This is a genomic window from Planococcus dechangensis, assembly GCF_042654465.1.
Lineage (GTDB): Bacteria > Bacillota > Bacilli > Bacillales_A > Planococcaceae > Planococcus > Planococcus dechangensis.
The window spans coordinates 1,142,828-1,163,976 of sequence record NZ_JBHSGL010000005.1 but is presented as its reverse complement, the minus strand read 5'-3'; the positions used below and the strand labels follow the sequence as shown (position 1 = coordinate 1,163,976).

Below are 21,149 nucleotides of genomic sequence, written 5' to 3'. Positions count from 1 at the left end.
AAATTGATGCATAATAAATTAATATGACAGTTAAAGCAGGTGAAAGAAAAATTGATGGAACTACTCGGTGCATTTTTATTAACGATTGTATGTTTTATATTATGTGTGATAGGTTTTCTGCATATGAGAAAGACCCAAAAAAAGAAACCTTTACCGCCTATTAAATACTATGGATTCCAGCTTATTCTCATGTTACTTGGTCTGTTATTTCTCAACGTGTTTTGGGATGCCCTAACAGTGATGCCTAAGGTTATAAAGGGAGATCACGACACAGTAATCGGTTCCTGCTCAGTTGAATATTGGACCACTCCAAAAGATTCTTTTTTGGATATTCATTTTTCAGAAGATGTATTTTTTAGTGTAGCTCCAAATTATTGGGACAAAGGTTCATTGGCAAAGGCGTATTGCGAAGTTACCTATTATGAAGGTTCTGATTTTGGTATACATTATAAAATTTATGATCAAAAGAAGGGTACATTATTACAGCAACATTAGTCATTTTCGTTAAATGTGTCGTTAAAACATTAAGAGCCGACCTATGACAGGAAACGATGCCTGTTATCAAAGAGAGAGCTGTTTTTATACCAATACTATTTACCATCAGTCTTCTAACATCTAAAGAATTAACTTCAGAGTTTACCAACGACAAAAATAGTGAATGCTTTGTAAAGAATTCGAACTTAGCTATGGTAAAGGGTTGTGGCGTGGAAAAACGTTACAATCCTTTAATATATTCCTTAAAGAATACCTGCATATCTTTCGTGGATTTTACACTTTTTCAATCTCGAAGAAGGTCAAAACGCTTAAATTTAGTTATTTTATGGAAAAGATCTCTGCATTAATCTGACCATTTATTTCTATTCGCTTATGTACCATTGCTCAACTTACTTTTCAGTAGCAGGAAGCTTTGAAGCGAAAGTACTCAATTAATTGAACGGGCTATTGCAGTTATTCTGTTCCTTCAAAATCAACGTACCAAGCATCCTCTAGAAAATCATTCCACTCTACTGTAAAACCTTTGGACCGAATAATTAATCCGCAAAACTCATGCGTTTTCCAATCTATTCCTTGAAGGTTGAATACGTTTTCTTTCTCAATTCGATTCAACACGAATGTTTCAATCTCCATTTTGTTTAAATATTCAGGTTGAACTAGTTTTGTTTCCAGCTTTGTCTCATGTTCTGAAGCTGTATGATCAGCAATGTTTTGAGGGGTAATATCTACGTAAAGTTCTGCTTTGACTGAAGAGACATCTTTAAAAATCAATTGGCATGGATCCGTTGATTTTGCAGCAGCATTCGGATTTAGTGGATGTTTTTCCGAAATGTAAATGTATTCGAGTTCAACAATCAAGTCATTTGAGGCCTCCTGGACAGACTTAACGTGGCAATCATGAAAGTTAAGGTCTTCAAAGTGTTGATCTGTTGTTAAAAAACGGAAGCTATCCATGGTTGATTCTCCTTTACTTTTTAAACACATATTACTTCATGAGGCGATTCATCCTTCAATTATTTAGCAATACATCTTTTCTTCACAAAAGGTGAAATCCAATTACATTTAAACATCCTTCTTGCTTAACTTTAAAATTGTCCAAAAGAAGATGTGGAATTTAACCGTAATAGATTTATATGGTTCACATATGACTGCTTATCGGAAGAGTAGAAACTTCTCGCAAAGTTTCTACTCTTTTTTTTCAGTAAAGCGTAATTTTACGAAAACTTTACTTTTCATAAAAACGTTCGCTGAGTATCTATTTCTTCTATATGAGAAGTCTCTTGCTACTGGATATATATGTTAAAGTGAAAAAAGAAGTATATAACTAAAAGGAGAGTCCATAGAAAAAATTAGAAAGGGGGTATAAAGTGAACTTCAATTCTAAAAAAGGTGATTATGTTGATTTGGAACAATTGATAAATAGTATGAGCTCGCTACCAAGAAAACAAAAGACTTTACTGGTTGGAATAGATGGATGTGGAGGTTCTGGCAAAAGCACCTTAGCCAATAAATTGAAAATGGGCTGTTCCGATGTAACCATCGTCCATATGGATGATTTTTATTTGCCCTCTTCACAACGTATAAACGCTCCTCCTGAAGAGAAACCGATCGGCGCTGATTTTGATTGGGAGCGTTTGTTAGAAGAAGTTATTGAACCCCTCAGTCAAAATAAAGAACGGTGTTACCAACGGTACGATTGGGAGAAGGACGATTCATCGGAGTGGCATACGGTGTCTATTGGAGGAATTGTTGTAATAGAAGGCGTTTACTCTCTTCGTAACGAGTTAGTGGATAAGTATGATTCCACAATATGGGTTGAGTGTCCACGAGATGTAAGGCTTTCACGCGGCCTTGTGCGAGATGGAGAAGGGGCTCGCGAGATGTGGGTAAATAATTGGATGGTCTCAGAAGACTTGTATGTTGAAAAACATAAACCGCTAGAAAGAGCGCACTTTATAGTTAGCGGAATAAAATAACCTTTCAATTTCACCATCTTAAATCACTAAGGGGCATATCCTGAAGTGTCGATCGTCTAACAGAGTTAGAACCTTGTACAAATAAAAGGAGCTAAGTTGGGGGGACTGAATGTAACTTAAGTGCAGTTAAGTCACATTCAAAAGAATTTTTTTCAAAGGACAATACATATTTGAAAAAACTAGGAGGTAATTAGATGAACAACAAAAAACTGGCAGAATTTACTTTACTAGATGTTATGGAAAGGCAAATCAACTTCATTAAGACAAATACTATATTCGATAGAAAAGACTTTGAGACTTACAATGAGGGTTCTTTGTTGGCTTTGAACGAGATGTTGGCAGATGTTAGGGAAATGGCTGAAGATGAATTTACAAATAAGTACCTTAATATTATGCGAAAACTGGATGATCAATTTGAAGGATTAGAAGAAGAAGAATTTAATGATAAAGGAGAAGTCGATAAACTGTCAGGTTATAACAATACTATTGTATCCATCATGAAGTGCATTAACCCTCAATATGAATATGCTTCAGAAGATTAGGTTCATAATTATTTAGATACAAGGAACTGAATGTGAATTAAGTTACATTCAATCCGCGTTCTTTACAATCGATGTTCCGTTAGGGAAATGGTTAGCCAGCTTTTCAATTGTTGAAAAATGGGGTTCGGTGGTATAGAGATTAAATCCATCCCCGTCGTTCCAAATCTCTAAAACTGTTGAAGCACCGTTCATGTCAAAGTGGGGCCATATCCAGGTCTTCTCACGTCCAAACATGCTCTGTCCTACGACGGATTTATACACAATATTATCCGAGAAAGAAAATGCGTAGAAGCAATTACATATTGCCGCTAAAAAATTTTCTTGCAATACAAAGGTTAGTGAAGAAGGCGATTTGATTGTGAGTTTAAAAACAGGAAAGCGTTTGTTTTTCAGATCCTCCAATCTTAATGAGTATTCAATGTTTTTGCTTTGAAAAAGGCGTTCCAAACCCTTTTCCATCCCAGGTAACGGTTCAAAGGTAAGATAGATGGGAAACAGGGCTTTCGTACAAATGAAATCAACTAGTATTTCACACGTCGAGTCAGGATCGTTAACGGATTCAGAGGGGGCCTATATAAACCTTCACAACGGTTTGAACGTCTTCACATAAGAGCATTTCTCCATCCGAACCAATAGTTTCGTGCGTGATGTAGACCTTACTCATAAGTTTTACCTCCTTTGCAATGAACAATTGGTTCACCGTCTAATAGATTCTTTGACTATAAAAAATAGTGATAATAAAGGGGCGAAATAAATTGACTGAGGCTCAAGGTTTGGAGGTAGTTGGTTTCACAGAGATAATAGTTTTGCTAGGTTTTACAATTTTCATGATAGCATTCATCTTTTTTATAATCCGTAAAATAATAGGGCGAATCAAGAAGAGAGAAGAAAGAAGACTATCAATCGAACGAGAAAACAAAGTGTTATTACAGAAGCGAATTGATGATTTAAGTGACCGTGTAGTCGTGATTGAGAAAATGTTAAGAGAAGGAAAATAGAAGTGGCGCTAAATACCTGCACTTAAGGTTTTTTATTTTTGCTGGAGTTATTTTCAGAAGTTTTTGGGGTGAAAGAAAGTTTATCATTTAAGTAGAAAAGTCGAGGGAGAATAGTATGAAACAAAAATATCCATTTAAAGTAAAATGGTGTAAAATATGTGACCAAGGTTGGGTGGAGATTGTCAGATACTCCGGAAATGACAATCTATTCGTTAAATGTCGGGAATGTGACTCTAAATGGGATACGCCTTTGGATAGTAATGATGTCAATAAAGCATCTCTTCCATTAGATCAACGGATCAAGAGGCCCACCATTCAAGAGGTTCAAGAACTTGGGTGGGATAAATATATTCAAATTTTTTAATGCAAACTGAATATAGCATAATGTGAGTTAAGTTATTTTCACATCATTAGAAAACGAGGGGTCATGCATTAATTAATCAAGCTCCTAAGGAGGATGGCAGGTAGTGAATTGGAATAAGTTTAATAACTCTACAGACATTGGAAAATTCATGGATCTCTTCGGAGGATTTCACGACAGTTGTTTGAAAGAACTTTACATGTCGACGGAGACTTTCGTTGACGAAGAACTATCCATGAGTATGTCGGTCAATCTAGATACATGCGTCCGCATTTTATTCCAAAGACAAGACCGAGATCCCTCGGCCATCGAATTGCTCTTTAAAGGGGTCACTCACTTTCATATATATCCACGTGCAGAAAATCAGGACTCAATCATCTATGGAGCAAAACTATTGCTGATAGAAGGGCAATTCTATTGGGCAGAGGATGAAGAATGGCAAATTGATCAACCGTTTCTTCAGCCCATAAGCTGGATTTCCGCTAAGGAGATTTACTGGCGTGATGTTAGTCCATGGATGGGCAAAAAATGACGATATGGCGTACTAGGCGAGGAAGAAAATCTATAAGCGAAGTGAATTCTGAATGTAACTCAACTCTGATTAAGTTACCATTTACAGAATTAAGGATAGAGCTAAAAACTAATCCCATCCTTGCAAATTCAAACTATGTTCTAACTAAATGATTTTGTCCCACTTGATCGTTTCAGTTTCTTCGTTATTTTCATCCAGGGATTTATAGGCCTCCATGTGAAAAATATGCTATTTCTAATCCGAAAAAATCAGTGCAGTGACAAAGTCCTCAAAGTTTTTTTCTCAATTTGTATGTAACTTATTAACAACTAAGTTCCATTCAATCACTAGTACTCTTCACTTAAAAATTCTTCGATGTATTCCTGTAGTTCCTCTTTTAGTTCTTTAAGAGATTCATCCACAAGTTCTCCAGTAATTTTGCTTCCAGGTATGTTTTTTGAAACAGGTAAACCAAACAAACTTCGCTGGCATTCCCAGATAGTAATGACATGCAAGTTAAGCAGTTCGCCAGTTGGATTGATCTGATCTGTTATGCTTATGGAAAAAGTGGAGCAATAGCCTGGTTGGAAATGATCGGAACCCTCTATATCAAAGCCAGCATCAAATTCTATGTTTCTATTGTCAAAGACGGATTTGTTTTCTCTTAATAGAGTTACACTATGTTCTTTTAAGGCGTATTCGAGCTGCTGAATTTTCGTCTTTAGCTCCTGCGTAAAATCCTTCTGCTGATACTTCATTGTAAGATCACTGCCTTTTGAAATTAGGATAAATTGGTTGTTCTTTAAACGAGAAGTAAATTCCTTTTAAAAGACTTGGCTAGAAGGGATTCTTATATTTTTTTATCAGTATTAATTTCAGCCGATAAATATAGAGGATAAAGGATACATTGAAAACTTACTGAAAGGAGACTTTTATGAAAAGCTTAGCATTAGGAGCGACAATTTTTGTTTTAATACTCGGTTTTTTTATTGTTCAAAATAACACTGAACTTGCTATGAACGTTACTGGCATAATAGGAATTGGAGGCATCTTAATCGGGGGCTTTTTAAAAACGGGATTCATTAGCCCAACTGCCCCTGTGATTGGGAATCTGGCAATTATAAAATTAGATGGCAAGATGGATTTATCAAACACGGTCTTGTTAATAGCTTTACCTAATATTATCGGATCTCTGGTCTTGTATTTTTTGAATTGATGAATTATAAAATTTTGACGTTGAATTGTTTTCATATTGCCTGATTTTTGAAAGAAACTTATGCTTCTTCTTTTTCTATAGTCGGTAACAACATACTTTAGCTAATTGAATATATTGATACAAAATATTACTTGAGTATTATGATGTATCCAATGATGAAGGAATGAAATTTGTGCATAAATATATAAAATTTATAATAATTTATATCATAGCAATATCTTTTATTATGTATCTAATGTTACTGCAAGCAGAACCGGAAAATTTATTTGAGTCCGTCTGGAGAGTTGTGATTACTTTATTTTTCCTTTTAGGTCTTTATAAATTTCATGATCAAGAGAAAGAAATCCCTGCAAAAATTAAAAATATTGTATTCGTAGCAAGTGTTTTTATTGGATATCTTTTTATTCGATCCATTTGAATTCGATGGGAAATTTACACATATACCAGTTTGATAGAGTTATGGCTATATTTAGAGAATGTAGGTGTATTTTAGAAAGATGGGATATTCAAAAGGTTCCTCAGTACGAATTTTAAGTAGCAATTTCGAGTGGTGACGAGTTCGCATATCGCCAATTTATCATAAGCTCCTTGAATAAAAAGGAGAAGAAGAAAATCTATATGTTGAATTCGAAACGGAAGGCGAAATAATCTTATTCCTATTCTTAAGCCATTTTTAGAAATGGGCTAGTTCCCTATGTTTTTTTCTATTCTTTTGATGAAATGATTGCCACTAGTGGAATCAAATTCAATGATAACCTTAGTATAATTCAGAGAAATCGCCAAATAGTATAATAGATACAATTAAATAACAGAAAATCACAAAAATAGCTATACATACATAATGTAACGAGCTATACTATTTTTAGTTTTATATCCAAGAGGATGGAGGAACTACATATGAAATGGTTCATCGAAACAATGAAGAAAGCGTTCAACTTTAGCGATCGTTCAAGACGTAAAGAATATTGGATGTTTATGCTGATTGCATTCTTGATAACTTTCGTCCTGACGATAGTTGATGCAGTTGCTGGATTGGAATTAGCCCCAGAGGTTGGCATATTAAGCACTTTATTTTCACTTCTTATTCTCATACCAAGTCTTTCGGTCACTTTCCGTCGCTTGCATGATACGGGTAAAAGCGGCTGGTGGATTCTGATTGCACTTGTTCCTGTCATCGGCTGGATTGTCCTGTTGATTTTTACGGTTCAAGACAGCGAAACGGGAAGCAATCGTTTTGGCACCAATCCAAAGGCTGCAGTCTAGTCAATGGCACAGTGCTTGAAAAAAATCCTGTTTTATCGGCAAGTAACTTAATATCTGCATAAACGATTAAAGAGGACAGATAAACTGTCCTCTTTTTTGGTCTTTAAAGATTAATTTATTTCAAAGGAGCTTTTTGTCTTTAGTTTTAATACGGAGGAGATAGTAGTGAGATTAAATAGCTGAGATATTGAAGAGAAATTAAAGGCGACAAATTATATTGATACAGAACTAGAGGAATTATACTATGATCACGGCAAGCATTTAGTCACAATGAAATACATGGGTTTAAAAGACGATGATGTAAAAGATAAGGAGTATACAGTTCTGTTTAAAGAATGTTTTTCAACCAATTTCAATAACTTGTTGGAGGGGGCAGAAGGAGATATTCCACAATCGCCCAATGACCTAGCTTTTTATTTTCATGACATCTCGATCAAAGATATTTGTATAGAAGGTGTTCATCTTTACCAAGTTAAAATGGTTATCCCTATGATGGATGTTCAGATTAATTGTAAATCGATTGAGATAGATAGAAGCGAAGAATGAAAGCAACTTAATATAAAATTAGTTACATTACATTCATAACTAATGATTGTAACCAGAAAATAGATAACAAATATTGAAACTGAGCTGCTCAATTCCTGAATTGAAGGGACATGATCTTGATGCACTTGAAAGAAGAAACGCTTTTTAGAAGTACGCAGTGGCTGATTATTGATGCGGATTGCAAAAGCAATTTGATGATTGTTCTGTTGAAAGGCAAGGGCGAAAATATAGTCCAGTTAAACGGTAAAACAATTTTTACTGGCCCAACTGGATTTTCTAAGATCCGTTTCACAGCTGAACATTTTTGTCTCTTGAACCACACGACTTTATCTTTTTATACCCTTTCAGGAGAATTTGTTTTTGAATGTGAGGTCGGAAACGATATCTTTGAATTATTTACCTATCGACAAGGTGTGATGTGCAGCTATGGCGATGAAGGAGTGTTCGGTAAGAAACTCGGTAAAAACAGATTAAATTACGCTGCACCCTTTCAGAAGCCTGAATCTTATTATGATCTCGCTATCCAGAATCAGCTTTTATATGAACCTCTTTTTGCTCGTTATAAACCGTATGCCTGTCTTGGGTTTAGCATGGAAACCAATGAGCTGTTCTTCTTAGACGCGCAGCTAAAAAGAGAAGGAACAATGAACGTACCATTTGATACAGGCAATATCATTGCGTTTGCCCTTACCTATAAATACGGGCTGTTTCTTGAAGAAAACAAGATGTTATTATGGGAATTTGAAACAACGGGACAGGTTTTGGAATATCCTGGAGAGTTTACCTATAGCACCAGAGCGATCTTTTCTCGCCATGAGTATTTATTTCTGACCATTTCAGAAGAGGAAGTACGGGTTTTTAAACCTATCATGAACCGGTATTTATAAGATTGAATAACCGAAAGAGCCGGAAGTAATAGAACTCATAATTCATATCTCGAATGTAACTTATTTTTATTTTAACTTCATTGAGAAAGATAAATGTGAATTAATGGGCATCAATTTCAAAAGAAGGTGCAGTTTTCCAATACAAATGAATGGAATAGAGGTGAACAGATGGAAGAAGAATTTGGGTGCCAAGATTTGCTTGCTTTTGCCGATTTGTTTTTAGTTCAGTGCCCAAAATGCAAGAATTGCGCTAGAGTTTTTACTCCCCAAAACGCGCTTGGTGTTAATGAGTCAATCATAGTTCCTGGACATGAAACTAAGAGGGTCTCTTGTAACCAATGTGGATTTTCAAAAGATAAGCATCCCTCAAAAAAATCAAATCATTATGAATTCGACTTTAACTTATTTGAGCAAAATCCAGAAGCTGATTGGTATTTCGGATTACCGTTGTATCTGCAAATACCATGTTGTGGGCGTCAGCTATGGTTCTTAAATGAAAGGCATTTAGATTATATAGAAGCCTATCTGAAGAAAGGTGTTCGTCCTTCTAATACTTATTATATGAGTATTGAAAGTCGATTGCCTAAGTGGATGAAGAGCTCAAAAAATCGAGTGCAGGTCTTAAGAGCAATTCAAAAACTCAAGGAGAATATCTAATTATTAATCCTCATTTAGAGATACTTGAAGCTGCAGTGCAATAATAGGCTTACCAACCCATTGCCACGCTAATTACCTGTAAAAGAATACTTTTGAGCACCCCTATACTATTAAAATTGATCAAAGATCTACTTTCATAATTGACAATAAGATTTGTGTGGGCTAAAGAATAACTTTTAGTTTCTTTAAATGCTAAATATGGTGAATGAGCTTGATAATGTGTTTGCTTAAAACATGATCATATTTGAAAAGAGGCGACATGAGTGCCTAAGAAAAGAAAGATTGAAAGAACACAAGATCAAATAGAATTGTTAGAAGCGAAAGATATTCTAGTGGATCGTTTAGAAGCAGGAGAAGTTGAAGAACTCCGGGGGAATTGGGAGCGTACATTTGCAGAGAATCTAACTCGACTTGAAAAAAATCAAGTGCATTTTAGTGAGATGTTCTGGCATATATTCAGTTATGAAAAAGTCGACTCCTTAAATGGCAAAGAAGCTAAAGATGCTTTTAACCAGCAAAGAAAACAAAAATGTTTTCTCTTTTATCAAGAAGAAAAGAGCGCTTTCGTTCTTGATAATGCTGCTGCTTTGAAGGACAGAGATATTATGAATAAGCTTAAAGGATTTGTCGATGTGTATGTTGTAAGTGCTGATTTTAAATGGACTTACGTTGTGACACACGAGATCGATTTAGGTCCATACTTTCATAGAAAGAAGATTTAAAGTTTTCAAATAGACGATTTCATTTTTCTTGAATGCTGAGTTCTGAAGGAGTATTTATATAAGAACCAAGTTTACATACCATCAGATAAAAGATCATTAAGGAGTGCCTATGGATAAACGTGAAGTTCGTTTAAGAAATAGTAAAAATGGAATCACAGTATTAATCGGCAAGCATAATGTACAAGAATCTATTCATTATATCCAAACACATCAGATTAAAAATATTGAAATTACTTATCGCTATGGCAAATCACAAATAGACTTTTTGAGTGAATGTCCGGGTATTGAACATTTAATGATAGAAGGGCCTAGTGTGGAGCATTTTAACGGAGCCTATCGCTTAAAGAACCTGAAAACCTTAGTGATCAACGAACCCTCCCCTACATTGGAAATTGACTTTAGCCAATTGACTTCCTTGGAAGAGATTTTCGGTAAGCTGCCTTCTAAGGCCTTAGGAATTGCCAGCCTGATCAATTTAAAGAAAATGATGATCTGGGGTTACCAACCGGAAGAGAAAAACTTGAAAGAAATTACAGCTCTCCAAGATCTTGTACATCTCGAGCTCATCAGCCCTCAACTTATTTCTTTAGAAGGTATTCAAGAATTGAAAAAGCTGAGTTTTCTAGGACTATACAGAACGAAGACTTTAACAGATATTGGAGCAATACAATATTTATCGGAAAACCTGAGAAAACTCCAAATAGACTTGGTGAAGAATATTCAAGACTTTTCTCCAATCGGAAAGATTCAATCGCTTGAGTTTTTGAGTTTAAATGCCTGTGGGGATATTCTATCCATTCGGTTTACAAAGCAGCTTCCAAACCTGAAAACTTTGATTTTTGCAGATTCCGTTGTTGTTGATGGAGATATTTCTCCTTGTATAGGCTTGGAGACCGTGTCTTTTACAGAGAATGAGCATTATTCCCATCGGCTAGAAGAGGTGACTTCTATCTCTGGCCATTCCTCCCATAGACAGAGCCTAATCAAGGATGAGAATGGACCGGTTCCGCAAAACAAAAAGCGGAAGAAACAGCTATTGCTTACACAAAAGTGGAGAAAACGAATGGGCGCTGGAGATGACCAGTTTACCGAAGAAAATATAGCTGAAACGGAAATAGTTCTCCGAAGTTATGTGGATGAGATTTCGCATCTTCAAGAACCATCGTATGAGAAAATATTTGAAAAAGTGAAGCAAACAGTCCTCTATTTAAATGCGCTAAATGAAAAACATGACTTTTTTATTGAGACATTGGAGCGGGAAGAATTATGTGCTTTCATTATAGAAAAAGCACAGCAAGCCGGATTGGATACGAAAGAAGATATTACGGAAGAATGGCGCGAATGGTAGGGGAGAATTCACATGATTTTTCTATAAGAAGTGCCCTTTTTCAAATAGTTTTTATTTTAAGTATCGCGAATGTTGCAGCTTATTGATCTTTGGGAGGGATGGCTATGAAATTGAAAAACGATAGAGTGTATCTGCGTTCAATTGAGGAATCGGATGCGCAAAAGCTTCTAGATGCTACTGAAGACCATGAAATTCGATACATGACTGGAACAAAAGCTTCGTTTACTATAGAACAAATTCAACAACATATTAGACGATCAAAAGAAAATTCGTCACGCTATGACTTTGCCATATGTTTAAACGAAAACGACCAAATGGTTGGAGAGTTATCGGTTACTGATATTGACGAGGATAATCGCAAAGCAGGGTTTAGAATATCGATGAATGCTATTGAGCATACGGGCAAAGGTTTAGGTACAGAAGCGACGAGACTTATCTTAAAATTTGTTTTTAAAGAGCTTGAACTGAATCGTTTACAGTTAGAAGTTTTCAGTCATAATAAACGAGGAATTGGAGCTTACGAGAAAGTGGGGTTTAGGAAAGAAGGTGTTTTGCGAGACTCACTATCTTATGACGAAAGCTATTCAGATGAAATTATCATGGCTATAATCAGAAAAGAATACGAAGAACTGGAAAATTAAGAGGATTCGAAAATTTCTTCACATAGTAAGGATTATCAGAAGATGCTTCAGTTTTTTCTTTTCTCAGTATCTGGCAAAGCTTGTCTTAATGTCATCACCAGATTTGATAATAGATGCCTTGTCCATCGTTGGTAGGTAAATCATATTCTTCACTAAGAGGACGTTCATTTTTTTTCATAAAACTAACATACTGATTTATACTCTCAATGAATCCTTGTATATCTTCTTTTAGAACCTGATAAAAAGTGTTATTCCACAATGCAATGGAATAATCGTCGAGCGCTTCTAACGTGCTTTTACCTGTATCACATAGAAGGACGCTGTTTTTATCCTGAACCACATCGACGGTTTGAATAGAAAGATTACACCAATAGACTTCCATAATTCCTTCGTCACTTAAATGAAAAGTACTGATTGCTAATTCTTCGATGTGATTAAGTTGCTGAATGATAACAGGTAATTGTTTTATGTCTTCTAATGAAAAATAAACATCCTCAAACCAAATATGTCCGCACCCCAACTTTACCAGCTCAAGAGAACATTGTTCTGCAAATTTCATCGTCACACCTCCAAAGACTATGGTACCTTTTGACACTTTGTCTAGTCTGACCCGTTATTAGAGAAAAATTATAACTTTTCGGGAACTAGGGTAAGCTAAGTTTATTATAACTTTAGTTAATTGATTACGAATACATACCAATTACTTTTAATTGGCGAGATGGATGCTGTTGGGTGATCCACTAAATCTCAGTTGATGCGAATGCAACTTAATCTAAATTGAGTTGCATTCAAAATGACATAAACTAAAACCTTAAGGAGAAATAGAGGATGAGCTTAGAACATGAATTTTTCTTAGTACCAAATACAGTTTCCTATCAAGAGTTGATGGGGAGCAATAAGAAAACAACTGATATTATAGACTCCATAACTCTCTCCGATGATTTGATTCAATATATAGCCGATTCATTAAACTGGATACCATGTAAAAACCCAGCGGTATCAATGACAAAAGAAGTAAAAGGAATCAATTATGAGGGTGTCACTCTTTTTGATCGAACATCAGCAGCTACAATGAAAAGTATTTTTAAAGCTTGGTACGCTTTATTTTTGAACGCTCCTGAAAAGCTGGAGCTGACTGGAGAATTTGTGTATTCTTCCAACAAAAAAGTGCTAGGCGGGCGTGAAGGGCTAGTATTTTATAAAAAAGATGCACTCGAATTGTTGGACAGGCTGCTGTCCATGATTGAGAGATTGGAAGAAGAGAACCTTTATCTTTACCATTTAGGAATATGACTAGAAATGGTAGCTTAAGTATTTACTAAAACGATTGCCCAAGCATGTGTTTTGATGTGCGTTGGAAAAGGGGGACAGTGCATTGAACAATGAAATGCAAAATAAAGGATATAAAGTAATCGAAGGGAAGGGAGAGTACTCGCATTCTTTTGGAGGAAATTCTATTGAGACACTTTCATGCCCGACTTGTGGACTTCTAGTTCAGACGCTGTTTGTGTTTGATTTAACAGATCCAATTTTTAAAGACATAGGACAAGGTCAGTCGAAATTACCATTAGCCAGTTGTTTAAATTGTTCGGGTTGTTGGGACACTCAGTATTATGAAGTGGAAAGTGACCGCATTTTAAATTTGCAGCAGTTCGACGAGCAAAAATGGCTTATGGAGGAAGAAGATAGCTTGCCTTCACCACTCCCAGAAACCCCGGTTCGACTGCTGTCATTAGATAAGCAAGAAGTTCTTTCCAGTGAATCCAGTGATGAAGACATGTATGACGTTTTCGATCAATTAGGGTCAAATTACATCGCGCGTATTTTTGGTGGGCGATTAAGCGATGGCGTGGAGACGGAGAGGATAACTTGCATGTCATGCGCTAAAGAGATGGACTATGTGGCATCGATTGGAGAAGATTCTACTGAAGGAAGATTAATCTCCGTACTGCCATTTCTATTTGGAGAAATGGTCCTTAATTTTTTCTATTGCTGCCAATGCAAGCTAGTCAGGGTTGAACCGATTCATTCATGACCTCTTGCGATAGAAATATGTGGCTGCCAAGGTGAAATAACGTTTAAAAAGTAACCAAAGCGCAATGAAAAGGGGGCGGTTATCTTGAAGAAGTTCCGCGGGAAAAGACGTTATTTTCGTAACTTGCACAAAGAGGCTGCAACGGAACATCTCCGGTTGGACTTTGCAAAGGATAGTTGGTTTGACCTTTGGCATACCCATCTTGATTTTTGGGGACATGGAAACAGGAGTATAAAAATCAGAAGAGAGCATATAAAAGCACATATAGCTTTATATGAAAGTTTATTAAAGAGGTTGGAAACCTTCGAAAAACCCTTCCAATCCTGGATTGTAATAGATGACCAGGATGCCGGTTCAGATGCTGTGTATATTCATAGCCCCAATCCGAATGAAGATAATTTCCCACTAAAAATAACAAATATAAATTGGCTGATTGAACTTCCCTTGTATTTCAAGGATTTAATCGATCCAAAGAAATTTGAGGTTGGGCAATATCGATGGGAGTCAGGAACGTATTTTTTAATTCAATCCAAAAGCTTAAGAAATAAGTTGTAGGATCAAGGAATATAAAAGTTCAAAAAGCTAAGGAAATATCTGAACTGAAAAAGAAGTATTGGGAAGTTTAAAGGAGGCAGACATGAGAGAGGCTATTATAAATGAAACAGAGAAGCTCAAAGGGCTAAAGTTGAGAGATGTGACAAGAGCCGCCAATCTGATTTCATTTGGTTTGGGCGAAACGATCTCTATTACCCGAAGAGGTCAAACTGAAGAATCCCCTGAGTTTGCTTTGCATATACAGTGTACATGGCGCCTGAGTAACGACTCTAAGATTGTCGTAGCCTCACAGGACCTTTTTGTTCCCCGTGCTGACTGGCCGGAAGAAGATGAAGACTTTGAGTGGCATGTCGCTGGGAATAATCGCTTCGATGAACGGATAACAGAATTTCTTAAGGCTGTTGATGGAAACCTGGTCATCGAAGAGGTGCAAGTGGACGGCTTGGGTGGATTAAAAATATTGATGTCAAATAGCTTTGTGCTGGAAGTGTTTCCAGATTCATCGGATGAAAGCGAAGACTGGGAGTTCTGGCGATTTTTTAACCGCCGAAAGAACAGCCCGCACTTTGTGGTTTCCGGTAAAGGGGTAGACTACGTCTAGTCTATGGGGTGAGGGTAAAAGGTGATGAAAGAACTTAAAACTGAATGTAAATCTATATGAATTAAATTACATTCACTTTATTACTGTCACCTTTAAAGTGTATTTCATTTTTCACATGGAAATGAATCGTTATGGACAAGTAAGCCTGTTTCATTCGCTATCCACGAAAAAAATTAGGGGTGGAAAATCAATAATTACTTTTTTAAAAGTTTTAAGTACGATTCTAATGTGTTTACTTGAGATTCTGATCTACATAGAAACGAAGAGCATATTGATTGCTGTACTTCCATTTATTATGGGAGCGTTACTTTAAACGAATACCTTAAGCAGAAAGTATAATCAAAGTCATCAATATTAAATTACATACGCGTCACTAAAGTCAGCTGATTGGAAGCGGCTTGTAAACACAATTCATATAAAAAGACCAAAACGAAGAATGGCGTTCGTTATGGCCTGTTATCGTTCGTTTCATCTGTTCGTGGAAATAGGTAAGATCAAATCCAAAAAAAAAAAGACCCTACATCTACATGTAGGGTCTTTTTTAGCTATTATTAAGCTTTTTGGACGTTTGTAGCTTGTAGGCCACGTTGTCCTTCTTCGATATCAAATGTTACAGCTTGACCTTCGTCTAAAGATTTGAAACCGTCGCTTTGGATAGCTGAGAAATGTACGAAAACGTCATCCCCTGCTTCGCGCTCGATAAAACCAAAACCTTTTTCTGCATTAAACCATTTCACTGTACCTTGTTCCATAATTGTTGCCTCCTAGTGTGGATCTCCACACAATGTGTTACTATCCTTGCTCAAATACCTTAGACGAAAAACAAAATGTATTCTCAATCTGAACCGAACAAAAATAACTCTACCTAAGAGTAACAGATATAAGATAAAAAAGATAGCAAATGGTTTTGTTCTTAATTATGGGGGGATATTCCTACTTGCCTCGTCAACGAAATCGACCTGTATCCTTAGTTATAAGTAATGAAATAATCCATCCGTAAATATCAATTCAATTAGTTGAAGGGTTTGTATAACGTCTAGAAAAAAGCCATTCATAAGTGGCTCAAATTTAAGTTACGAAGTGGCTCAATTTTCAGTTGCGAAATGCATTTAGTGTTGGGGATGTATGGAAAAAGAAAAAAGCAGCTGAAAATTTATTAATGAAAAGGCCCCCCCTTGAAAAAGGTGGTTCTTTAGTTAATTCGAATGTAAATTAGTAGCCATTAAGATACCTTCAGACAGTTGATTTCGCAACAATATTCAGGGTTTCGAGATGGGCATAAAAAATTAAAAGAAGATTCCTTTTATACAAAGGAAGCTTCTTTAGGTCTTTCTAAATGAATAAAAAGCTATGCTTGATTTTTAGTCACTTCTTTTTTTTTTCAAAAAACTTTAAGATTGAAAATGAAGTGACTAACAGTACAGGTATAGCAATCAAAAGGTATAATCCGTTTTTAGGGACTATCATATTGTAAAAATACATAAATAAAGTTACCCATACCAATACTGCAATGTATTTCACCATTTATATACCACCTTTACTTTTAATAGATGTTTATCCATCCATTATTCGGTACTTTATCTCTTTTATCCAGTTGTTTTGCGATTTGAGTTCCAACATCTAGGTAATTTAAAGCGACAGCTACACAAACACCAACACTTATCGCCAATTTTTTAGCTCCCCATGCTTTTAAACGACTTGTTACTGTTCTATTAAATAATTTTTGCGCCTCATATTTCCCTTTTTTAATAATAAAGGCTTGGATAGCACCTACGCCACCACCAACAGCAAAACCTATAGCTGTATTAAAGACGGCTCCAGCAAACTTCACTCCTACTTTTACAGTGATAGCTGCTTGTGCTTCTTTCACTCCAAGAGTTTCATTAAAGACTTGTTTCATAAGTGACACTTGCGTTTCGTCTTCAATTGCCTCTTCCAACTCTATCTGTCCGCTGTTTAAATCATTGTATGTATCCGAATTTTCATCAAAAAAGTTATTGAGCGCTTCTTCAAAAACTTCCGTTTCTTCAATACCTGCTAAAGCAACTTGTTCAGCAACGATTTCGTCAAATAATTCCTTTTGCTCAGGGGTCATTTCATCGATCGTCGGCATATTGGCTACTTCTTCTTCTAAGTCAAAGTCTTCTGATAGAACTTCTTCATCCAAAACCACTTCAGTTGAAATCATGTCGATTGTCTCCGAAGCTAATACGTCATCTAGAGGAGATTGTGGCATAGGAGACGAATAGTCAGCTGAACTCGCTAAAGGGCCTACTGAACTTACAAACAAGGCGACTACAGTTAATCCACAAACTTTTTTCACAAAATCATTTTTTACATTCATTGGAATCTTCCTCCTTTTTATTAATTACAATTATATAGTAAGATATGTTAATTAATAACAATTATATAAATAAGGATATAAAAAATACAATTAATCTATTTTTTTGATTTACTAAGGAAGTTACTTTGAAACTGAATTAAACTAAGAGTAATTTTCAATCATATATGGATGTAACTTAATGCTAATTGAGCCCTATTCAGATTGCTGATTTCAAAGAATTTCGAAGAGCAAGAAGAAAAAGAGAATACTTATTAAAAAAGAACGAAATGAAATAGAGAAAGGGCTGGTAAAATTGAAATAGTCATTATTATAGGGTATGTAATTGCATTTATAGGTGCGTTTGTAGCTGCTCTGATAAGTATAAACAAATCGAAGAAGAATAAATTAAAGGTATGGGGCATTGCTCTCATGGCACCCATTTCCCCAGCTTTAGCTTTTGTGATCGGGAGACACTACGCTGTCATGGTAGAAAATGGTTGGGCTGCGTTGATAATGTTTTATATTTTCCCCTTTATTTTCATAATTGGACTCGTTATGCTATTGGTCGGTATTTTCAAGAAAGAAGAAGAGGAAATCGTTTAGGCAGTTGAAATAACGCGGATGTTTTCCGGCCTCATTGAGTTATTTAATCATCGCACATACGACGGTCATTATTACATTGCGAAACTTTTTAAGCAGCTGAGGGCTTAGTAGTCGACTTCGAGCATAGCAGACACACTTTTGTCTTTAATTAGCAGAAAAATCTGACTATATAAACGTGAAGCGTTGATAATAGATCTTGAAAATAATATAATTCAGTTAAGAAAACGCTTTCATTTCAATTGGGAAGGGACCGATGAATAAGGGCTTTCGTTAGAGAGAAGGAGTTCTTTACAAGATACTTTTTAGAGCATGGGGCAAGGCAAAATTCTGCTTTCTAAAAAGGAGAAGGAGAAAAATGAGAAAGATGGAATTACCGCGGGGGAAAAGTTACATTCGGCTCGATCAGATCAGCCAAGAAGATATTGACAACTTGATTTTAAGGGTCAACAGCTGTACGTGGCGGCAAACCTTTCATATCCAACCGGTTTCTGGGCTTCTCAATGATCCGAACGGCTTCTGTTTTTACAACGGTGAATTTCATTTGTATTATCAATGGCATCCGTTAGGGCCTTTTCATGGCTTGAAGTATTGGTACCATACCAAATCGACAGACCTTGTCAACTGGGAGAATGTCGGGATCGCCATTAAGCCGGACGAGTATTTTGATAGCCACGGCGCCTATTCAGGAAGTGCGGTGGAACATGACGGAAAATTGTATTTGCTGTATACCGGCAATACACGGGATGAGAATCTCGTGAGACACCCCTATCTATGCATAGCGTTGATGGATGATGAGGGAAATATCATCAAATCGAAAAAATCCGTTCTCGATAAAGTGCCAGATGGCTATACTGAGCATTTCCGCGATCCGAAATTATGGAAAGTGGAAGACCGTTATTATGCGGTCATCGGTGCGCAAAGAACCGATGAAACAGGGGCTGTCTGTTTATTGAGTTCGAGTGATTTATTGGAATGGAAGTTTGAAGGCGAACTGGCCACCAATTTGGATAACTTCGGGTTTATGTGGGAATGCCCGGATTATTTTGAAATGGAAGATAAGGGCATCTTGATTTTCTCTCCGCAAGGATTGGAAACCGAGGGAGATTTGTATCAAAACATTTACCAGGCAGGTTATGTGTTGGGCGAGAAAATCGATTTGGAACGACGGAAACTGACCCATGGAGAGTTTGTCGAACTAGACCGCGGTTTTGATTTTTACGCCCCGCATACGATGAAGGACCCGAACGGCAGACGGCTGATGGTCGCCTGGATGGGTCTGCCTGAAATCGAGTATCCGACCGATATCAATGGATGGGCAAACTGCTTGACCATCCTTCGGGAATTATCGCTTCGAGACGGGAAAATCATTCAGAAGCCGATTCCGGAATTGGAGTCACTGCGCAAAGAGAAGGCCGAAGCACAAGGTGAACTTTCGGATGAAAAGAAAGTGATGGAAGGATTCTCCGGGGTTACGTATGAGCTTGTCTGTGAGTTTGAACGAGGAGACGCCTTGGAATATGGCATCGAATTCCGCGCGAGCGATACTGAAAAAACGGTGATCAAATTTGATGCTGTCCAAGAGAAAGTGATCATGGACCGCGCATCATCGGGCAAAGTGATCGGCAGCAAACATGGAACCGAACGCAAATGCCGGATCGATGGGGATGTGTACAAGTTCCATTTGTTTGTCGATTCTTCATCCGTGGAGATTTTTGTCAACGACGGTGAAGAAGTGTTTACCGCCCGGATTTTCCCGGATATCAGAAGCCAGGAAATCCGATTTTTTGCAACAGGCGGCCGAGCTGCGTTTAAAGCAGTCAAATGGGACTATTAACAATTGGGAGTCAGAAGAGGGAGCTGTGCTGAATGGGAAATTTATTCTCTATTGGTGAAATACTGATCGATTTTATCCCCCACGAAAGAGGAGTCGCCTTAAAAGACGTCGTTTCATTTACGCGCGTGCCTGGCGGGGCGCCTGCTAACGTGGCAGCGGCGGTTGCCAAGTTTGGCGGCACGGCTTCACTGATCACCAAAGTGGGGCAGGATGCCTTTGGCGATTTTCTGTTGGAACAACTAACAAAGTCCGGCGTGAAGACCGATAAAATTGCAAGGACAAAAGAGGCGAATACCGGACTTGCTTTCGTTTCTTTGCGCGAAGACGGGGAACGCGACTTTTCATTTTATCGCAATCCCTCTGCGGATTTACTTCTTAAAGCCTCAGAGGTAAATGTTGACTGGTTCGGGCAAGGTGATGTGCTGCATTTTGGTTCGGTGGATTTAGTCGACAGCCCGATGAAAAGAGCCCATGTGAAAGCGATCGGGGCCGCTAAGATGCTTGGTGCAATCATCAGTTTTGATCCCAATGTACGCCTGCCGCTTTGGGACAATCCGAAGCAATGCCGGGAGACCATTCAGGAATTCATTCCAACGGCGCATATCATCAAAGTTTCCGACGACGAACTGGAGTTTATCACCGGCATAGCGGACGAGTCCATAGCTATTGGCTCTTTGTTCACAGGGGATGTATTGGCAGTGGTATTGACGAAAGGCGCTAAGGGAGCAGATCTGTACGTGCAAAATGAAAAATATTCATCTCCTGGATATTCGGTGAAAGTCGAAGATACGACAGGAGCAGGAGATGCATTCACTGGCGCTTTCTTATACCAATTATTGAATTTGGGTGCGGGACAAGACAATCTGCAGACCTTACTAAAAGAACATCACCATGAGCTGATGGCTTTTTCAAACGCCAGTGGGGCACTGGTCACTACTGGAAAAGGGGCTATTTCTTCACTTCCGACGAAAAACGAAGTCTTGGCGTTAATGAATTAAAACCGCAAAATGTTCAAGCGCTTCGAAAAAAACGATG

At 37.2% G+C, this 21,149-nt stretch carries 26 protein-coding genes; 20 read left to right on the top strand and 6 right to left on the bottom strand.

Annotation, left to right across the window (positions count from 1 at the left end; genetic code table 11):
* Positions 1 to 54: 54 nt before the first annotated feature.
* A complete protein-coding gene (locus tag ACFO5U_RS08985; RefSeq protein ID WP_377279485.1) occupies positions 55 to 495 on the top strand; it encodes a flavoprotein in 441 nt (146 codons plus the stop codon).
* 453 nt (positions 496 to 948) lie between these two features.
* On the opposite strand, the gene ACFO5U_RS08980 is transcribed toward ACFO5U_RS08985, so the two are convergent.
* Positions 949 to 1,449: a hypothetical protein gene (locus tag ACFO5U_RS08980; RefSeq protein WP_377278553.1), complete on the bottom strand. Its 501-nt coding sequence runs from the start codon at positions 1,447 to 1,449 to the stop codon at positions 949 to 951.
* A 470-nt stretch (positions 1,450 to 1,919) separates the two neighbouring features.
* Between ACFO5U_RS08980 and ACFO5U_RS08975 the strand changes: the two genes are divergently transcribed.
* Both ACFO5U_RS08975 and ACFO5U_RS08970 read left to right on the top strand, forming a co-directional pair.
* Entirely contained in the window at positions 1,920 to 2,471 is a 552-nt protein-coding gene (locus tag ACFO5U_RS08975; RefSeq protein WP_377279484.1) for a uridine kinase family protein, read from the top strand.
* A gap of 194 nt (positions 2,472 to 2,665) precedes the next feature.
* A complete protein-coding gene (locus tag ACFO5U_RS08970) occupies positions 2,666 to 3,013 on the top strand; it encodes a hypothetical protein (protein WP_377278551.1) in 348 nt (115 codons plus the stop codon).
* A 48-nt stretch (positions 3,014 to 3,061) separates the two neighbouring features.
* On the opposite strand, the gene ACFO5U_RS08965 is transcribed toward ACFO5U_RS08970, so the two are convergent.
* On the bottom strand, positions 3,062 to 3,460 hold the full coding sequence (locus ACFO5U_RS08965) for a hypothetical protein (RefSeq protein ID WP_377278550.1): 399 nt from the start codon (positions 3,458 to 3,460) through the stop codon (positions 3,062 to 3,064).
* 308 nt (positions 3,461 to 3,768) lie between these two features.
* Between ACFO5U_RS08965 and ACFO5U_RS08960 the strand changes: the two genes are divergently transcribed.
* From ACFO5U_RS08960 to ACFO5U_RS08950, 3 genes are all read left to right on the top strand, one after another.
* Positions 3,769 to 4,011, top strand: coding sequence for a hypothetical protein (locus tag ACFO5U_RS08960; protein ID WP_377278548.1), 243 nt, complete (start codon positions 3,769 to 3,771; stop codon positions 4,009 to 4,011).
* A 115-nt stretch (positions 4,012 to 4,126) separates the two neighbouring features.
* Positions 4,127 to 4,375 (top strand): hypothetical protein, encoded by a 249-nt coding sequence (locus tag ACFO5U_RS08955; RefSeq protein WP_377278546.1) that lies wholly within the window; start codon positions 4,127 to 4,129, stop codon positions 4,373 to 4,375.
* Positions 4,376 to 4,478: 103 nt separating this feature from the next.
* Entirely contained in the window at positions 4,479 to 4,904 is a 426-nt protein-coding gene (locus ACFO5U_RS08950) for a hypothetical protein (RefSeq protein WP_377278544.1), read from the top strand.
* Between the two features lie 326 nt (positions 4,905 to 5,230).
* Here the strand turns inward: ACFO5U_RS08950 and ACFO5U_RS08945 are convergent, their stop codons facing one another.
* On the bottom strand, positions 5,231 to 5,641 hold the full coding sequence (locus ACFO5U_RS08945) for a hypothetical protein (RefSeq protein ID WP_377278542.1): 411 nt from the start codon (positions 5,639 to 5,641) through the stop codon (positions 5,231 to 5,233).
* A gap of 176 nt (positions 5,642 to 5,817) precedes the next feature.
* On the opposite strand from ACFO5U_RS08945, the gene ACFO5U_RS08940 reads away from it, so the two are divergent.
* The 8 genes from ACFO5U_RS08940 to ACFO5U_RS08905 all read left to right on the top strand — a co-directional run bounded on the left by ACFO5U_RS08940 (position 5,818) and on the right by ACFO5U_RS08905 (position 12,163).
* Positions 5,818 to 6,099: a hypothetical protein gene (locus tag ACFO5U_RS08940; protein ID WP_377278541.1), complete on the top strand. Its 282-nt coding sequence runs from the start codon at positions 5,818 to 5,820 to the stop codon at positions 6,097 to 6,099.
* 897 nt (positions 6,100 to 6,996) lie between these two features.
* Positions 6,997 to 7,362, top strand: a complete 366-nt coding sequence (locus ACFO5U_RS08935) for a DUF805 domain-containing protein (RefSeq protein WP_377278539.1) — start codon at positions 6,997 to 6,999, stop codon at positions 7,360 to 7,362.
* Between the two features lie 270 nt (positions 7,363 to 7,632).
* Positions 7,633 to 7,908 carry a hypothetical protein gene (locus tag ACFO5U_RS08930; RefSeq protein WP_377278537.1) on the top strand — a complete coding sequence of 92 codons (276 nt, stop codon included), beginning with the start codon at positions 7,633 to 7,635 and terminating at the stop codon, positions 7,906 to 7,908.
* Between the two features lie 116 nt (positions 7,909 to 8,024).
* Entirely contained in the window at positions 8,025 to 8,795 is a 771-nt protein-coding gene (locus ACFO5U_RS08925; RefSeq protein WP_377278536.1) for a hypothetical protein, read from the top strand.
* A gap of 168 nt (positions 8,796 to 8,963) precedes the next feature.
* Entirely contained in the window at positions 8,964 to 9,452 is a 489-nt protein-coding gene (locus ACFO5U_RS08920) for a hypothetical protein (RefSeq protein WP_377278535.1), read from the top strand.
* A 263-nt stretch (positions 9,453 to 9,715) separates the two neighbouring features.
* On the top strand, positions 9,716 to 10,174 hold the full coding sequence (locus ACFO5U_RS08915; RefSeq protein ID WP_377278534.1) for a DUF4275 family protein: 459 nt from the start codon (positions 9,716 to 9,718) through the stop codon (positions 10,172 to 10,174).
* A gap of 109 nt (positions 10,175 to 10,283) precedes the next feature.
* Positions 10,284 to 11,522 carry a hypothetical protein gene (locus ACFO5U_RS08910; RefSeq protein WP_377278533.1) on the top strand — a complete coding sequence of 413 codons (1,239 nt, stop codon included), beginning with the start codon at positions 10,284 to 10,286 and terminating at the stop codon, positions 11,520 to 11,522.
* 104 nt (positions 11,523 to 11,626) lie between these two features.
* Positions 11,627 to 12,163: a GNAT family N-acetyltransferase gene (locus tag ACFO5U_RS08905; RefSeq protein WP_377278531.1), complete on the top strand. Its 537-nt coding sequence runs from the start codon at positions 11,627 to 11,629 to the stop codon at positions 12,161 to 12,163.
* Positions 12,164 to 12,257: 94 nt separating this feature from the next.
* Here the strand turns inward: ACFO5U_RS08905 and ACFO5U_RS08900 are convergent, their stop codons facing one another.
* On the bottom strand, positions 12,258 to 12,722 hold the full coding sequence (locus ACFO5U_RS08900) for a hypothetical protein (protein ID WP_377278529.1): 465 nt from the start codon (positions 12,720 to 12,722) through the stop codon (positions 12,258 to 12,260).
* A 269-nt stretch (positions 12,723 to 12,991) separates the two neighbouring features.
* Here ACFO5U_RS08900 and ACFO5U_RS08895 point away from each other — a divergent pair, with 269 nt between their 5' ends.
* From ACFO5U_RS08895 to ACFO5U_RS08880, 4 genes are all read left to right on the top strand, one after another.
* The gene (locus ACFO5U_RS08895; protein WP_377278528.1) at positions 12,992 to 13,456 is read left to right on the top strand and encodes a hypothetical protein; all 465 of its coding nucleotides are present in this window, start codon (positions 12,992 to 12,994) and stop codon (positions 13,454 to 13,456) included.
* Positions 13,457 to 13,538: 82 nt separating this feature from the next.
* The gene (locus ACFO5U_RS08890; RefSeq protein ID WP_377278526.1) at positions 13,539 to 14,198 is read left to right on the top strand and encodes a hypothetical protein; all 660 of its coding nucleotides are present in this window, start codon (positions 13,539 to 13,541) and stop codon (positions 14,196 to 14,198) included.
* Between the two features lie 84 nt (positions 14,199 to 14,282).
* The gene (locus ACFO5U_RS08885) at positions 14,283 to 14,753 is read left to right on the top strand and encodes a hypothetical protein (RefSeq protein ID WP_377278524.1); all 471 of its coding nucleotides are present in this window, start codon (positions 14,283 to 14,285) and stop codon (positions 14,751 to 14,753) included.
* A gap of 82 nt (positions 14,754 to 14,835) precedes the next feature.
* Positions 14,836 to 15,354 carry a hypothetical protein gene (locus ACFO5U_RS08880; RefSeq protein ID WP_377278522.1) on the top strand — a complete coding sequence of 173 codons (519 nt, stop codon included), beginning with the start codon at positions 14,836 to 14,838 and terminating at the stop codon, positions 15,352 to 15,354.
* Between the two features lie 551 nt (positions 15,355 to 15,905).
* Here the strand turns inward: ACFO5U_RS08880 and ACFO5U_RS08875 are convergent.
* A complete protein-coding gene (locus ACFO5U_RS08875; RefSeq protein ID WP_377278520.1) occupies positions 15,906 to 16,106 on the bottom strand; it encodes a cold-shock protein in 201 nt (66 codons plus the stop codon).
* Positions 16,107 to 16,897: 791 nt separating this feature from the next.
* On the bottom strand, positions 16,898 to 17,698 hold the full coding sequence (locus tag ACFO5U_RS08870; RefSeq protein WP_377278519.1) for a hypothetical protein: 801 nt from the start codon (positions 17,696 to 17,698) through the stop codon (positions 16,898 to 16,900).
* A 946-nt stretch (positions 17,699 to 18,644) separates the two neighbouring features.
* Between ACFO5U_RS08870 and ACFO5U_RS08865 the strand changes: the two genes are divergently transcribed.
* Positions 18,645 to 20,114 (top strand): glycoside hydrolase family 32 protein, encoded by a 1,470-nt coding sequence (locus ACFO5U_RS08865; RefSeq protein ID WP_377279483.1) that lies wholly within the window; start codon positions 18,645 to 18,647, stop codon positions 20,112 to 20,114.
* A gap of 32 nt (positions 20,115 to 20,146) precedes the next feature.
* The gene (locus tag ACFO5U_RS08860; protein ID WP_377278517.1) at positions 20,147 to 21,112 is read left to right on the top strand and encodes a carbohydrate kinase family protein; all 966 of its coding nucleotides are present in this window, start codon (positions 20,147 to 20,149) and stop codon (positions 21,110 to 21,112) included.
* Positions 21,113 to 21,149: the final 37 nt, after the last annotated feature.

Excerpts from the sequence above, each read along its gene's own strand:
- ACFO5U_RS08945 (WP_377278542.1), bottom strand. The coding sequence starts at position 5,641 with ATGAAGTATCAGCAGAAGGATTTTACGCAGGAGCTAAAGACGAAAATT.
- ACFO5U_RS08985 (WP_377279485.1), top strand. The coding sequence starts at position 55 with ATGGAACTACTCGGTGCATTTTTATTAACGATTGTATGTTTTATATTA.
- ACFO5U_RS08895 (WP_377278528.1), top strand. The coding sequence starts at position 12,992 with ATGAGCTTAGAACATGAATTTTTCTTAGTACCAAATACAGTTTCCTAT.
- ACFO5U_RS08900 (WP_377278529.1), bottom strand. The coding sequence starts at position 12,722 with ATGAAATTTGCAGAACAATGTTCTCTTGAGCTGGTAAAGTTGGGGTGC.
- ACFO5U_RS08870 (WP_377278519.1), bottom strand. The coding sequence starts at position 17,698 with ATGAATGTAAAAAATGATTTTGTGAAAAAAGTTTGTGGATTAACTGTA.
- ACFO5U_RS08910 (WP_377278533.1), top strand. The coding sequence starts at position 10,284 with ATGGATAAACGTGAAGTTCGTTTAAGAAATAGTAAAAATGGAATCACA.
- ACFO5U_RS08980 (WP_377278553.1), bottom strand. The coding sequence starts at position 1,449 with ATGGATAGCTTCCGTTTTTTAACAACAGATCAACACTTTGAAGACCTT.
- ACFO5U_RS08865 (WP_377279483.1), top strand. The coding sequence starts at position 18,645 with ATGGAATTACCGCGGGGGAAAAGTTACATTCGGCTCGATCAGATCAGC.
- ACFO5U_RS08920 (WP_377278535.1), top strand. The coding sequence starts at position 8,964 with ATGGAAGAAGAATTTGGGTGCCAAGATTTGCTTGCTTTTGCCGATTTG.
- ACFO5U_RS08940 (WP_377278541.1), top strand. The coding sequence starts at position 5,818 with ATGAAAAGCTTAGCATTAGGAGCGACAATTTTTGTTTTAATACTCGGT.
- ACFO5U_RS08880 (WP_377278522.1), top strand. The coding sequence starts at position 14,836 with ATGAGAGAGGCTATTATAAATGAAACAGAGAAGCTCAAAGGGCTAAAG.
- ACFO5U_RS08930 (WP_377278537.1), top strand. The coding sequence starts at position 7,633 with ATGAAATACATGGGTTTAAAAGACGATGATGTAAAAGATAAGGAGTAT.
- ACFO5U_RS08970 (WP_377278551.1), top strand. The coding sequence starts at position 2,666 with ATGAACAACAAAAAACTGGCAGAATTTACTTTACTAGATGTTATGGAA.
- ACFO5U_RS08860 (WP_377278517.1), top strand. The coding sequence starts at position 20,147 with ATGGGAAATTTATTCTCTATTGGTGAAATACTGATCGATTTTATCCCC.
- ACFO5U_RS08935 (WP_377278539.1), top strand. The coding sequence starts at position 6,997 with ATGAAATGGTTCATCGAAACAATGAAGAAAGCGTTCAACTTTAGCGAT.
- ACFO5U_RS08975 (WP_377279484.1), top strand. The coding sequence starts at position 1,920 with ATGAGCTCGCTACCAAGAAAACAAAAGACTTTACTGGTTGGAATAGAT.
- ACFO5U_RS08875 (WP_377278520.1), bottom strand. The coding sequence starts at position 16,106 with ATGGAACAAGGTACAGTGAAATGGTTTAATGCAGAAAAAGGTTTTGGT.
- ACFO5U_RS08955 (WP_377278546.1), top strand. The coding sequence starts at position 4,127 with ATGAAACAAAAATATCCATTTAAAGTAAAATGGTGTAAAATATGTGAC.
- ACFO5U_RS08905 (WP_377278531.1), top strand. The coding sequence starts at position 11,627 with ATGAAATTGAAAAACGATAGAGTGTATCTGCGTTCAATTGAGGAATCG.